At 56.7% G+C, this 13,960-nt stretch carries 9 protein-coding genes; 3 read left to right on the top strand and 6 right to left on the bottom strand.

Annotation, left to right across the window (positions count from 1 at the left end; all coding sequences use genetic code 11):
- Window positions 1-2: 2 nt before the first annotated feature.
- Window positions 3-1,034 carry a glutamate formimidoyltransferase gene (gene ftcD / locus J3U88_RS10390; protein WP_207858683.1) on the bottom strand — a complete coding sequence of 344 codons (1,032 nt, stop codon included), beginning with the start codon at window positions 1,032-1,034 and terminating at the stop codon, window positions 3-5.
- Between the two features lie 452 nt (window positions 1,035-1,486).
- On the opposite strand from ftcD, the gene J3U88_RS10385 reads away from it, so the two are divergent.
- Window positions 1,487-2,626, top strand: a complete 1,140-nt coding sequence (locus J3U88_RS10385; RefSeq protein WP_207858682.1) for a S1C family serine protease — start codon at window positions 1,487-1,489, stop codon at window positions 2,624-2,626.
- A gap of 10 nt (window positions 2,627-2,636) precedes the next feature.
- Here the strand turns inward: J3U88_RS10385 and J3U88_RS10380 are convergent, their stop codons facing one another.
- Entirely contained in the window at window positions 2,637-4,106 is a 1,470-nt protein-coding gene (locus J3U88_RS10380) for a hypothetical protein (protein ID WP_207858681.1), read from the bottom strand.
- A gap of 309 nt (window positions 4,107-4,415) precedes the next feature.
- On the opposite strand from J3U88_RS10380, the gene J3U88_RS10375 reads away from it, so the two are divergent.
- Window positions 4,416-6,035, top strand: coding sequence for a hypothetical protein (locus J3U88_RS10375; protein WP_207858680.1), 1,620 nt, complete (start codon window positions 4,416-4,418; stop codon window positions 6,033-6,035).
- A gap of 866 nt (window positions 6,036-6,901) precedes the next feature.
- Window positions 6,902-9,715: a TonB-dependent receptor gene (locus J3U88_RS10370; RefSeq protein ID WP_207858679.1), complete on the top strand. Its 2,814-nt coding sequence runs from the start codon at window positions 6,902-6,904 to the stop codon at window positions 9,713-9,715.
- A gap of 88 nt (window positions 9,716-9,803) precedes the next feature.
- On the opposite strand, the gene J3U88_RS10365 is transcribed toward J3U88_RS10370, so the two are convergent.
- The 4 genes from J3U88_RS10365 to J3U88_RS10350 form a co-directional block, all read right to left on the bottom strand.
- Complete coding sequence (locus J3U88_RS10365; protein ID WP_207858678.1) at window positions 9,804-10,628, bottom strand: DUF2797 domain-containing protein; 825 nt, start codon at window positions 10,626-10,628, stop codon at window positions 9,804-9,806.
- Between the two features lie 138 nt (window positions 10,629-10,766).
- On the bottom strand, window positions 10,767-11,948 hold the full coding sequence (locus J3U88_RS10360) for a GNAT family N-acetyltransferase (RefSeq protein ID WP_207858677.1): 1,182 nt from the start codon (window positions 11,946-11,948) through the stop codon (window positions 10,767-10,769).
- A gap of 6 nt (window positions 11,949-11,954) precedes the next feature.
- Entirely contained in the window at window positions 11,955-12,548 is a 594-nt protein-coding gene (locus J3U88_RS10355; protein WP_207858676.1) for a DUF938 domain-containing protein, read from the bottom strand.
- Window positions 12,549-12,782: 234 nt separating this feature from the next.
- On the bottom strand, window positions 12,783-13,427 hold the full coding sequence (locus J3U88_RS10350) for a hypothetical protein (RefSeq protein WP_207858675.1): 645 nt from the start codon (window positions 13,425-13,427) through the stop codon (window positions 12,783-12,785).
- Between the last annotated feature and the right edge of the window lie 533 nt (window positions 13,428-13,960).

The raw sequence follows: 13,960 nt of genomic DNA, 5'->3' as shown, positions 1-13,960 counted from the left end.
GCCTACCCAGACAAAGAGAAACGCAAGGGCAAGGTTGCGGAAAGTCCCAAGGCTTCTTCCAAAATCAGACGTTTCGTGTCAAAGGGTTTTACGGAATTCAAACCGATCCGTTCCACCGCGAGCGCAACCTTCTCTTCGGGTGTTGCGGTATCCCCCCCCGGCATGTGCTTCAAAACGGCGTCGGCAACCTGCAGCAACACGCCGCGCGGCAACAAACCGATACATTCCGAACCGGCAACCCCGCCACCGCGGGCCTCGGCCAATTTCTGAATTTCTCGGTAAACCGACCAGAGTGGCGCGGCTTCCAAGTCCATCACATTCATCGAAACCTGCGCACAGCCAAATTCTTCGATGGTCCAACCGATGGCTTTTAAGCCGGGAAAAGGACCGGGAAAAAAGCGCCCTTTGTGGCGCCGGCCGGCACCGCGCACCCGCCTGGCAATATAGGCGGCGGCTTTTTGATCGTTACCCTTGAGGTTCACATTCCAAGCCGCCATCAAACGACGCACCCCGACGGCGGTCACGCCGCTATTGGGCGTCAAGCGGTTGGGGCCGAAATCCGGTGCAAACTCGGGGCGCGTCAGCTTCTCCGCCAAACCCTCGTACTCGCCGCGGCGAATTTCGGCAAGCGAAACACGGTCCGTTGATTCAGCGGCCAACCCGTAAAGGTAGGTCGGCACGGCCAAATCACGGCCAATCCGCTGGGCCAAACGACGAGACAAGGTCACCGCTTCCACGGCACGAATGCCCTGAAGCGGGATCAAGGGGCACACATCGGTGGCGCCCATGCGGGGATGGGTCCCCCGGTGTTCGCGCATGTCGATAACCTCACTCGCACGGCGCACGGCGCGGAAGGCGGCCTCCAGCACGGCCGCGGGTGGACCGGCAAAGGTCATCACGGTACGGTTCACGGACCGCCCAATATCCGATCCCAAAAATAAAACCCCGGGCACTTCGCGGATCGCATCTTCAATGCTTTTAATTTTCTCGAGATCCCGACCCTCGCTGAAGTTCGGCACACATTCTAAAATCATGGATCGCCTCATCAATGTAACCTAAGCGGCGCTGAAGCGAGGGATTTTGGCTAAAAACCTGGCGTGAAACGGCTTGGAAAAAGCGGGCCGGAGTCGCGCACGACCGCACTCATTGGGTGGGGTGAGCATGTTCACTGGCCGTTACAGTCCACAGGTTTAGCTAAAATTACCGCGAGTTATCGCGCTTCTTAGGTTTAAATGCAGGAATGCTTCGGTAACCGGGTCTCCAGGTCACACCACGCCACGAAACGAATCCCATTCTACCCCAACAAGGGGTTTCCGCGCCCCACCCATGACGACACCACAAGGCGAATACCAAGAGGGGCGGCGGCAATGGAACCGGGAAGGTTGCCGACTTGGAAAACCTGGGGCGGCGAGCTATAGTGAAGAACATACCCACACCCGACCGGGAACGCAAAAGAAAGCAGCATCGATAATGGAAGGAACTGTATATGGACCCCCTGATGAATCAAGCGAACTGGTTGAAACGACAAGGCATCCCCTCGTTAACCCTGCTGGCGGGGATCATTATGGGCGTGGTCTTTTTCCAATACTTCGCGAATTACAAAAATGCCGTGGTACTGGATCGGCAAGTTGCCGCGCGCGGCGCGCTCACCGACGATGAACAGAACACAATCAAGGTGTTCGAAGAAGCCGCATCCTCGGTGGTCTTTATCACCACCAAACGCCGCGGCTACGACTTTTTCCGCAATGTCACCGAACAACCGGCAGGCACGGGTTCCGGGTTTGTGTGGGACCACAACGGCCACATCGTCACCAATTTCCACGTGCTCCAGGGCGGCAATGCGTTTGAGGTCGTTCTGCTCGACCAATCCATTCACGAGGCCAAGGTCGTCGGGCTGTATCCCGACAAGGACATGGCCATTCTCAAAATCGACGCACCCAAAGAACTGTTGCGCCCCATCCCGCTGGGCACCAGCGGCGAGTTAATCGTCGGCCAAAAAGTGCTGGCCATCGGCAACCCCTTTGGTTTGGACCATTCCCTTTCCACCGGGGTGGTCAGCGCCTTGGATCGCACCATCGAATCGGTCAACGGTCGCCAGATAAAAGAGGTGATTCAAACCGACGCGGCCATCAACCCGGGCAATTCAGGCGGCCCGTTGCTGGACAGTTCGGGACGGTTGATCGGGATAAACACCCAAATTTTGTCGCGCAGCGGGGCCAGCGCGGGCATCGGTTTCGCGATACCGGTTGATGCGGTCCGCCGCGCCGCGCCGCAACTGATCCGTTTCGGCCAGGTCCGCCGCGCCGGTCTCGGCGTCTCGGTGAACCGCAATCAACGCATTCGCCGCCAATTGGCCTCGCGCGGCATCGAGGGCGTGCTGATTATGGCGGTCCAACCGGGCAGCGCCGCCGACCGGGCGGGCTTGCGCGGTACCACCCGCATCGGGCGCCGGTTCCAGGTCGGCGATATTCTGGTGGGCGTCAATCAGGAAAAGATTCGCAACAACAACGATCTCTACAACGCGTTGGATCAGTTGGAAGTCGGCCAGGAAGTGACCATCGAATACCTGCGCGAGGGCGAGGTTTTCAAAACCCAACTCACGCTAGAAGCGATTACGGCCCAATAGCTTGGCGCGATTAGCGCGCGATGGGTTCGGCCGTTTCCGGTGCTATAGGTTCCAATTGAATTTGGTCGGCTTGCAACCAAATCCACTGCCGCGATAAAGCGTCGGGATCCAGTTGCCAGTTAAACAGCAAACGGTAATGTTGCTCTTCCACAACCTTTTTGCCTTTGATCCTGCGCGGCACTTTGTAGGTTTTTTCAACCCACTGGTCCACGGGAAACGCCCGCGAAAGAAAACGTGGCTTGATTTCCAAGGGCAGCGCCACGCGAATCTTTTGGTTCAAAACCTCGACGGTCGCGTGGCCTTCCAGTTGGAGGGTTTCCTGTTCAAAGGCGATCTCAAGCAAACCATCCCGCTCTTCCAAACGGATCGGCACCCGCTGGGTCAGCTTGGGTTCGGCTTCGACGCGATTGTTGAGGGGAATCCCGTACATTTTACCAACCAGGGTGCCACTCGCCTGACCGGAAACGTTGAGGAAAAGCCAAAGGCGCCCGTCGGAAAATTCAAGCGCGGCCTCATGAACATCCAAGTTCGCCTGAAAATCCTTGATGTCCAGTTGGTTTCGGGTTTTGATGCCCAACACCTTCTTCTCGCGGTTAATCACGTTGGTCATGCGCGCCGCGTGCAAGGTGACATCCACCTGGGGTTCGACCACCGCGGCGATGGTTTGGTTCAGCAGCGACAGCGAAAGCGCCACGCCCAAGGTATCGGGCCGGGCACAATCGGGTTGGGCAAAAGCCGGCGGCACCGTGGGTTCGACACTGCCGGGAAAAAGCAGAGAAGCTCCACGCAGGCAATAATTGGCAACAACCAGGCGCGGCATTTCGGCTTGCAGGTCAAGGGTGCGCGCGGGCACGGCGACCGTCAAATTGCGTTTTTTTACCAAACGTTCCATACCGGAAAACGGCAACTCGGTTTTAAAGTGGAGGGGCAGCATCAGTTCCGGCAAAGGCATGCGGTGCTGCAAGGTAACCGACAGCCAGGCCTCAAACCATCGACGGGCGAGCACGGGAAGGTTTTCGATCTCCAATCGTTCAATGACAAACGACATCACGCAACGGCCGTTTTCGTCGACATCGGAAAAAGCGAGGTATTTGATAGCCAGAGGACTGCGATAAAAGAGGAACGGCGATTCGAACTCGGCCTCGGCGTTCACCCGCATCACCCCGCGATCAAAGCGCGTTTCCAAGCGATGCATGGTCACCTTGTGGCCCCCCGCCGCGGAGATCTCAAGGCCTTCAACGGCCTGAAACAAAGGCCGCAGGGCCTCTTGGCCCAAACCAAAACGGATGTTATCCGAATCACGAAACGAAAATTCGGGCACCGATTTAGCCTCGGCATGGAGAGCTTCAACCAAGGCCTGGTGTTCCGCCCACCGGGTGGTCACCATGGAACGGTGGATCGCGCCGGCGACGCCCACCCCCAGCAGCAGAAGCCCGAAAAAAAGAAGGACCAACAAGACCCGTTTTCTAACGCGAACCATTGGACGACTCCCCCACCGGTGACGGTGACCGCGCTAACAAGCCGGGATCGGTCGGCTATGTTAGGATGACAGTGCTTGGTTTCAGGCGCTTGCGGGCGCCCTGGAGAATACTGTGCAGGAAGGCCCGGCCGCGGCAATGGTTTTATTGTCCCAACACCACCGGCGGCATCCGAACGAACCCGCCCAGGATTTTTTCTCGTTGCATGAGCCACCCGGCTGGTTTCAATCCAAACCCACATCTCTGGTTAAATTGCAACCACCGACGCCCATCATGCGTTTTACCTTTTACCTCGTTCTCTCAAGGTTGTTATGAACTTCGCGCTCGTTTTGCTATGCCTTACGGGTCTGCTGCAAAAGCCGACCACCAACCGCGAATTGCCGGTGCGTCAGGCCTCAACCCTGCGTCTGATTAAAACAGACCACTTCCAGCTTTTTCACCACAAACGCTACCTCCAGGAGGCACAGGCGTTGGCGCTGGAAGGCGAACGCTTCATTGAAGACCTGGAGCGGCAATGGGCGGTGGTCCTGCCCGATGAGCGCATCACGGTTTCTCTCCTGACACAAACAGACCCGGAGCGAAGTTTCCACCACCTTGCCGATAACGGCATGCTCAACGTGATCTACCGCAAACGCGCGCGCCGCATTGAACTGCATGTGACCCGAGCGGGTATGGAACACATTACCCAGGAACAACTCAACCAAAACCTGCGCCATTACCTGGTGCATGTCTACCTGGACCAATGGGAACCGGACCGGCTACCGTTTTTCCTCGCCGAGGGTTTGGCCCATTTTTACGATCAAAACCCCTTGCCGACCTACACCTACAACCTAATCCTGGGTTTTAACCACCTCAAGAAAAACACGGCGCCGGCGGACCTGACCGAGGCCGGCTTTTTTCAAAACAACCAAGGCCCCACCTACACGGCGATGGCCAATTTATTTGTGACCGAATTGTGGCGCGATTACCCCGAGTCGGAAGTTGTTTTTATGCAGCGCCATTTGGTAGGGCAACCGCTCAACCTAACCTTAATGAACGCCAGGCTTCAAGATTTCCCCACCTTACTCAATCGCTTCATTGAAACCAACAGCGACTTGTACCCCATGGCACGGTTGGTAAAAACGGCGGATTTCTGGGCGATTATTTTCGGCATCATGTTTTTAATCGCGGCAACCATTCACGTGGTTATTTCAGCCCGCGAGGCGATGATGCAGCACGTGGAGCTGGTCGAAGAAGTGGTGCCGGAGATTTTACCGGCGAGCGAGCGCGCCCCGATACCACCAACCCGGCGCCAAATGACCCCGCCGCGGCGAGACCCCGAAACGGGAACAGCGCGGTATCCCTTACCGGATACCGCCCAGGGCGGGACAGCGGGCGCGGACCAGGACCAGGACCAGGATCCCTATCCCACGCCGCCAACCGCTCACCCCGAGGACGACCTATTTGCGGCCCAAAGTGCCGAGGCGATTGTGTTCCTTGACGAGCCGGACCGGCGCGTCCCCGAGAGAACCGCGCCGCCCGTCGCCCCGGTCACGGAGCCGGAAGCGCCCATGGTCATCGATGAAGCGGAAGGCGCCCTCCCGCCGGTGCCCTCCTTGCCGCCGAGAATGAAACCTACCGCGCCACAAGCGCAACCACCACGCGCGAAACCCGCGCCGCGTCGTTCGGCCGCGCCAAAACCGGAAACCACCCCGGCCAAGGTCGCCCCACCACCGAAAGGACAACCCCGCGCCGCGACACCGGGTGCGGCGCCGATCACCCCGCCGGCACGCGCCTCGGCCTCAGATGCCCGCGGGGTCACCCCACCGCCGCCCACGCGACCGCCGGCAACAGCACCGCCGGCCGCCGATGCCGAATTCACATGGGACTTGGATGAACTCGAAGACGACTTAGACAGCGCCTTCGATCTGTTGGGCGGAAAAGATTCTTAAGCCATACGCCTCTACAAAAACGCGCCGCGAAAAACGCGGACTGAACCGATATAAACGGAACACTTGCTAACCCAACAAAAGGTTGCCGAAGCGCTATTCTTGCGGTAATGGAAAACGAGCGAAAGATAACAGACACGTCAAAAAATCACACGCATCCCACATTTCCCCAGGTAAGAAACCGGCACGCCATGTTCCTTATGTAAAATTTTCATTTTTTTCGCCAAACAGTAAACTTTTTCAGATTCCCTACAACACACTCATTTTAAATACCTTATTATCGCTAAATCGGCAAAAACATCGACATTTCAATCGCGCCACGTCCATGACACGAAGAAAATCTGGTTGGCGAAGTACCGACGGCTTCCCTAGAATGGCGTTAATTTATCACTAGCCATGGATGCCTCGCACTTGCCTGCTTGGATCATCCTGCTTCCAATGCTCTTTCGTTCATTCACACAGGCCGACCAACAACGATAAACGAATCGACCGCCCTTGACCTTTCCCGCGATCAGCATCTTTACCTGATCCCGATTCAAACCAACCGGTTCGTTGTTGTGACGTCACCCGGCAAGGGATCCACGGATTACCGGCCCCCGAATCATGCGGCATCTACCGCGGTTGTGGCGGCTTGGTATGCACGGGCGGAGCTATGCCTTCCCTAAGGACCGCCCGGCGTTGTCGTGCCCCATTTTCCATTCATTTTGTTTCCGACGTATGTCGGTTTTCCAACGGACCACCAGCCACCGCGACGATTTACCGTGCCTTACTCAGGATTTGGCACCGCAGGGAGCCGGCGCGGTTCGGTCCGCTGCACCATCATTGTTCTGTCCCCGGCCCGTTGAGGCCCCACTCTGGAGGAGAAAAATATGCGTTTTCAAACCAAAGCGCTGCTATTGGTGTGCATGCTTGCGCCCGCATTATTTGGACAAAGTCAAACCAGCGTGCTTTACGGCACCATCACCAACGAAGATTTACCCTTGCCCGGCGCCACGGTGACCTTGCAAGGCAAGGTGCTGCAAGGCACGCGTCAGGTCAACGTTGGTGAAGACGGCACCTACCGTTTCACGCTACTGCCGCCCGGCGACGGTTACCAACTCACGGTCACCATGATGGGTTTTGGCACGGTTGTTCGCAAAAATCTGCGTCTGTCCCTGGGCAAATCGATCAAAATGGACGTCGCCCTGAAACCTGAATCAATTCAAGACAGCCTGGTCGTGACCGCCGAAACACCGATGGTCGACACCAGCACCAACCAGATCAGCAGCAACTTTAGCGGCGATTTTTTGGACAACATCACCAATGACCGCTCGATGTCCACGGTCATGGCGATGGCGCCCGGGGTTTTGGAAGGCAACAACCCCAACATGCTGGGCGGTTCCAGCACCGACAACGTCTACCTCATCGACGGCGCCGACAACACCGATCCCTCCTCCAAAACCTGGGGGACCCAAATCAACTTCGACGCCATTCAGGATGTTCAGGTGATCACCGGCGGTATTTCCGCGGAGCACGGTCGCGGCCAAGGCGGCCTGGTGAACCTGGTCACCAAATCCGGCGGCAACACCTTTGAGGGCAACTTCCGCTTCATTAAATCCGACGTGGACTGGAACGAGGAAGCCGAAGGCAAACCCTTCGACGAAAGCACCCGCTACACCACGGAAAACCGCTTCGCGATGACGTTGGGCGGCCCGATCATGAAAGACAAATTGTGGTTTTTCGCGGCCTTTGAAACCCGCGGCAAGGAAAACCAAACCTTCCACTACCCCACCATGGAACTCTTTGAAGGCCAGGACACCAACACCCAGGTTTCCCACACGCCCAAATACGAGGGTCATTACCTGAACCTGAAACTGACTTGGCAGGCGGCAATCAACCACCGCTTCGTGGTGGCATACAACGAAGACCCGATTGAGTTCCCCCTGCGTTCTTACCTGAACTACGAAAACTATGGTGACCCGTTCAACACCCGGCGCGAGCAAGGCGGCGAAACGGCGATGTTGGAGTGGAACTGGAATATCAGCGACGCCTCCTACTTAACGGCCAAAATCCAGCAGTTCGATTCACCGCTCAACAACATCCCCGCGGACAGTGCCGAACGATCCTCCGCGCTGCGCCCTGTGCAACAATTCGTAACCACCGAAGCCGGTTCGTACTACCCCTCCTTTTCCGCGCCCAACAGCCACTACACCTCCACGCGGGAATTTCAATCCAACGTGGTGACCTACAACCATTTCATCAACGGCGGCATCGGCAGCCACGACATCAAAGCCGGTCTGGAATTCCGTGATTCGGAATACGGCAGCAAAACCGATCTGTACAACGGCGGCTACCGCATGTACTGGAGTGAACGAAGCGACTGGGGCGCACTGCTGGTTTACGACGACCAACGCCCCGCGGTCAATACCCACGAGGACTACCGCGCCCTGTTCATCCAAGATGAATGGCGCATGAACGACAAACTCACGCTGAACCTGGGTGTTCGCGCCGAGAACCTGATCCTCAAAAACGCGGACCAAACGGAAATCGTAAACCAAAAGTTCGGCGACATGCTGAGCCCGCGCATCGGTTTCGCCTATGAAATCAACAAGGGTTCTCTGCACGGCTCTTTCGCCCGATACTACGACGCCATCGGCGACTGGATCGTCGACAACAGCCAGCCCAACCAACGCTACAACCGCGACTGGTACTGGCTCAACCCCGACATCTCCGCGCTGATCGCACAGGGCCTGCGTCCCTGGGAAAACCCCGATGACTGGGCCCAAATCAACCCCGAAGACCACCCCGACATGTGGACGTACCGCAACACCAGCACCTTTGGGCCCGACAACAACCTCGAGGTGTTCGGCACCATCGATCCCTCCCATATGGATGAGTTCACCTTGGGCTATGACTGGCAGCTGACGCGCATGTTCGCAGCCTCGGTAAACGCCTACCACCGCACCTGGAAAGACACCTATGAGGACACGGATTTTGACCAAGATGGTCAGTGGAGTTTCTTGACGAACGAAGGTACCTGGCGGAAATACCGCGCGGTGATGCTGAACCTGCAAAAACGGCTTGGCCCCGACGGGTTCCAGTTCACCACCTCCTACACTTGGTCGCAAACCCGCGGTGTTTCCACCAACGACAACTCCACGGCCTACCTGGACTCGCCTTACCAGGTGCACAACTGGCGCGGCAAACTGCTGGACGTGCCCCACAACTTCAAATTCAACGGTTCCTACACCACCGATTTTGGTTTCATCGTGGGTATTAACTACGTGCTGCAAAGTGGTTACGCCTGGACACCCCAAATCGACATCACCAACGTCATCCCCGGCGGCGTCAACGAGGACACCACCGAGGAAGTCTATTTCGAGTCACGTGGCAGTCGCCGTTTACCCAACTACACCCGCACCGACTTGCACCTCGAATACGAGTTCAAACTGCTCAACGGTCGCCTCAAACCCTCCATCTACGTGGATGTGTTTAACGTGCTGGATCAGCGCCGCATCATTGATGTGGACGAGGACATCGGTTTTGGTACCTATCAAACCGATGCGGAACCCGGTTCTCAAGAATACATCGATTTCGTAACCACCAACTCACCCGTGCTTGAAGATGCGGCCGCCAATTTCGGCGAGCCCACCCTCTACAGCTTCCCGCGCAGCTACTACGTGGGCATCAACGTCGCATTCTAAAATCCTTAATCGGACCACCAAATTGAGAAAGGAGCGCCAGGTGCGCTCCTTTTTTTGCTTGGGTCGACTGACTTTAAACGACTTAGGTTTAAGCTTCGAATTCGACGTGGTAACCGCCAAACTTGCGGATGTTGAGCACGCCGCTGTCCAACAACAAATACTGACCTTTAATGCCGTGCAGCGTCCCACTGATTTCCGGCGTTTTGTCGAAGTTGTGCGATTTGATTTTGGTGGGATGTTGTTCCACCGGGAAACGCAGGTCAACCGGCACCTCGTCCGTCAACAGGGTCACCGCATCTTCGCCGTGTTCAGCCTGTAGCTCGGCAATAAGGCCTTGGCTCTTTGCGAAGAGTTCATCGCGAAACGCGGGCAAATCGCGCGGCTCCACTTCCCCTTTGAGCATCTGGCGCCAATTGGTCTTATCGGCCACATGTTTTTTAAACAAGACCTCCACCAAACCGGAGAGCAAGCGGGTGCCGACCTTAAGAATCGGCAAGGCTTGAATCGCACCTTGATCAATCCAACGGGTGGGAATTTGCGTTTCGCGCGTGATGCCCACTTTCATGCCGGATGAATTGGCCAAGTAAACGTAATGCGGTTTCATGCAGCGCGACAAACCCCAATCCGGCTGGCGACAGGTGCCCGCCGCGAAGTGACACTGCTCCGGCTTTAGAATGCACATATCGCATTCCGCCAGTGTTTGGGTGCAGGGGAAGCAGTAGCCCTGTTGGTAACTTTTTTTGATCTTTTTGCCGCAGCCGAAGCATTCGATGCGCCCGGTAAAACGAAGATGAATCTCACCCCCGATGAAGCCGTTAAGCGGAACCTTTAATTCATCGAGCCGCAGTTCGTATTGAATCGGATCGCCCAAGGTGGCCGCCATCTTACTGAGGTGCCCTGAATACAGTTGCACGTGTGAACCTCCCAAAACCTTAAACCCGCACCTTAGCGCGAAACCCGGGTGAACACAATCACCGCCACCGCCGCCCCGTGGTGGGCGGCGCTCACAAAGGGTCTACCTTATGGCACAGCTCTATTTGAAAACAGCAAGTTAGCGCTCGATCAGGCCTGATTTCTCCAGGCGGGCGACGGTTTTTTTGTAATCGTTAATCAATTCGATTTGAATCATTTCGCCGGAATTCAGATGTTCGATATTGTCGGCCCAAATCCGTTGCATGATCGGTGAATGAAAGCGGTGCAGGCTCGGCTTCAGTTGCGCCGGAAAACCGCGGCTTTTTTTCTGGCGGCCACCGCCCGAGCCGGCGTCGTAATAGCGAAATCCTTGTTGAATCGCCCATTCGATGGGTTGGTAATAACAGGTTTCAAAATGGAGAAAGTCGAATTCTTCCAGGGAACCCCAATAACGGCCGAACACCCAATCGCCCTCATGAATCAGGAAGGACATGGCGATGGGTGATTCAATGCCCGCCACATAAGCGCAAACAAAGGCGGTGTGCTCGCGAAAATCCGCGGCCAACCCGCGAAAGAATTCCTGCTTAAGGTAATGGCTGTAACCCCAGTATTTCACGCAGGTCGCGGCGTAGAACTGGTACATTTTGTCAAAATATTCGTCGGGAATATCGCGTCCTGAAAACACGCGAAAGGCAACGCCCTGCTCCTTGATTTTGCGGCGCTCCCTCCTGATGTTTTTGCGTTGGTGGCTGCGAAAAGAGGCGAGGTAATCGTCAAAGGTTTGAAAATCGTGGTTTTCCCAAACCAGGCCGTGGTGGTACCAGGGGTTCATGCCCAGTTCGACCATCATCTCAACCCAGGCGGCGTCGCCGTGGAGGAACGAAAAACCGGACAGGCCCTTGGCCTGGGTGAAACGGTTAATTTCGCGCAGTAGCGCGCGGTTGAGGTCGCGGGTGTCGCGGTCGGCGGCGGTAAGGAAACGGTAGCCGACGGCCGGGGTAAAAGGACTCATGCCCAGGAGCTTCGGGTAATAGGTGACGCCGACCTGGTGGGCGACCCGAGCCCATTCGGAATCAAAGACGAACTCGCCGCGGCTGTGGCTTTTGAGGTAGAGGGGCGCGATGCCGATTAAGCGATCCTGATCAAAACAGAGCAAATGTTGGGTTTGCCAGCCCTCGGAGATCACGGCGCTCCCCGATGCCTCCAGGTGGTGCAGCCACGTCCAGCGCAGGAAGGGGTAGTCGTGGGCGGCGGCGAGTGCGTCCCAAGCCGCGGGCGCCACCTCGTTCATGGACTGAATCCAGCGAAAGCTAAGCGTCATTTCAGGCTAACCTTGGCGAACAAAAGTCAGGATTCGGTTATCGGCGGGCATGGCCACCTCCTCGAAAAAGGCGAGGCCGTGCGCTTGTGCATGATCGCGGACGGCTTCAAAATCGCGGATCCCGGAAAGCGGATCGCTTGCGCGCAGCATGGCGTCGAAGCGTTCGTTGCCGACGCCGGTGGGGGCACCCTCGAAATGGAAGGGACCATAAAGTGCCATTTTACCGCCGGGCGGTAACAGCGCGGCGGCTTTCTCAATCATGCGCCAACCTTGGGCTTGGCTCATGATGTGCAAGGTATTGGCGGAAAAAAGCGCATCACAGGTCACCCGCGGCCAGGGGTCCATTTCGACATCAAGGTAGATCGGCGCCAAAAAGTTGGCCGCTTCTGATTCGGCATGCCAGGCCAAGATACCGGCGTGATGCTCGCGTCGATCACTGGTTTGCCAGGTCAGGAAAGGCAGGCGCGGTGCAAAAAAAGCCGCGTGTTGGCCCGTCCCCGAGCCAATTTCGAGGACCCGTTTTCGGTCGGCGAAGAAATCGGCGAGAACCGCGAGAATGGGTTCTTGATTGCGTTCGCATGCAGGGGAGAAGGGTTTCACGGGCGGTACCTACCGGGATAAAGGGTGCGCACGGAATAGAGCGGTTTTATCCTAGCATGGTGTCAGCGGCGGCCGTTCCCTTGTTCAGGGCGCCGGAAATTCCGGTATGAACCAACCAGAGGGCGCGGGCCGGGGCGCCAAGGGCTGCCGGCCGAACAGACGGGTGCGTCGCCGAAAAAAATGAGGCGGAGCAACCTCGGATAAACCAGGACAAGACCTGTGAATTTATGGCTTTTAGGGTTTGGGCCGGACCGAGCGCAACACATCCAACTGGGTTTCCAGTCCAAAATCGCGCATGATCCCCAGGGTTTGAAAACGGACCGGTCCCTCGGGGGTGACCACGATGCGGAAACAACTGGCGGCTTCCTCGCGGCGCTCTTCAACTTGGGCGACGCCCACAAAACGAAACAGCCTGCCGTTTTCAAAAGGAACCACGGCCTTGGAGCGCACGTGAAACTCGTTGCGGGCAAGCATTTTTTCCATTTCCGATTCAATCTCGGCTTCAAGTTCCTCAACCGAACGTTGGTCCCAGGACGGTTCGCGGTACATGGAAATCAAGCTGGTGGTGCGACCGTCCTCGCGCAGCACCGACTGATCCCAGAACGCAATCGATTCGTTGCCGAAAATGGCGGTGCGCCGGTGGGGGGCAAAGTTTTCGGGGAGGGTGATGTGCACCAGTTCTTCGACCCGAGCGCGCACTTTGGCGGGGTCGTCCTCGACGCGGGAACGGATAAACACCATAAAACCAATGACCAGGAACATTAGGCCAAACCAGCCGCCCAGCAAGCGTAAAAAACAACCGCGGCGATCTCGATGACGGCGCTCGGCCAGAAATTCTTCCGCGCTTTGTACCGTCTCGTTTTGTCCAGGCTCGCTCAAAAGGCCCCCTCCAACGCGTTTCACCTTATCGGGATGTGAAACCCGCGATCAACAGCGCGAAATCATACCTGAATCCCCCCAATAGGAACAGGATGTTTTGAGAAAGGGATGGATTTGCAACACTTGGCTGCTTAATTTCTCAGGATCTCTCGATAGATACAGGATTGGCGGGCGGCCCTTTGCTACCACCGAGCAAAGAGGCGCCGCGGATGGCTGGGTCCACCTGGCTCCCTGTTTTTTGAACGTGGCTCATTCACCAACCAGATCCCTCGAGATCGCTCGTAAAAACAACCCAAGCACCCACCCTAAACCCCTCAATTTATGCATGTTGCGCAACACACATCAAGTAGAACGAAATGAAAATCATCGAAGCGACGGCCTCATCCGCATGCGCCAGGAGGCCCAACAGGGCACTACCGCCGATCACTCATCCTCTTTTCATCCTTTTATCCTGAGAAATATCGAATCCCAAGCCAACCCCACCGGAACCCACATCCCCCATAACCAAACCATCCCCAAGACATCCCAACCAA

This window comes from Acanthopleuribacter pedis, assembly GCF_017377855.1.
In the GTDB taxonomy this organism is placed as follows: Bacteria; Acidobacteriota; Holophagae; order Acanthopleuribacterales; family Acanthopleuribacteraceae; genus Acanthopleuribacter; species Acanthopleuribacter pedis.
Note: the sequence above shows the minus strand (reverse complement) of the source record. Positions and strands in the feature narration are given on the sequence as shown.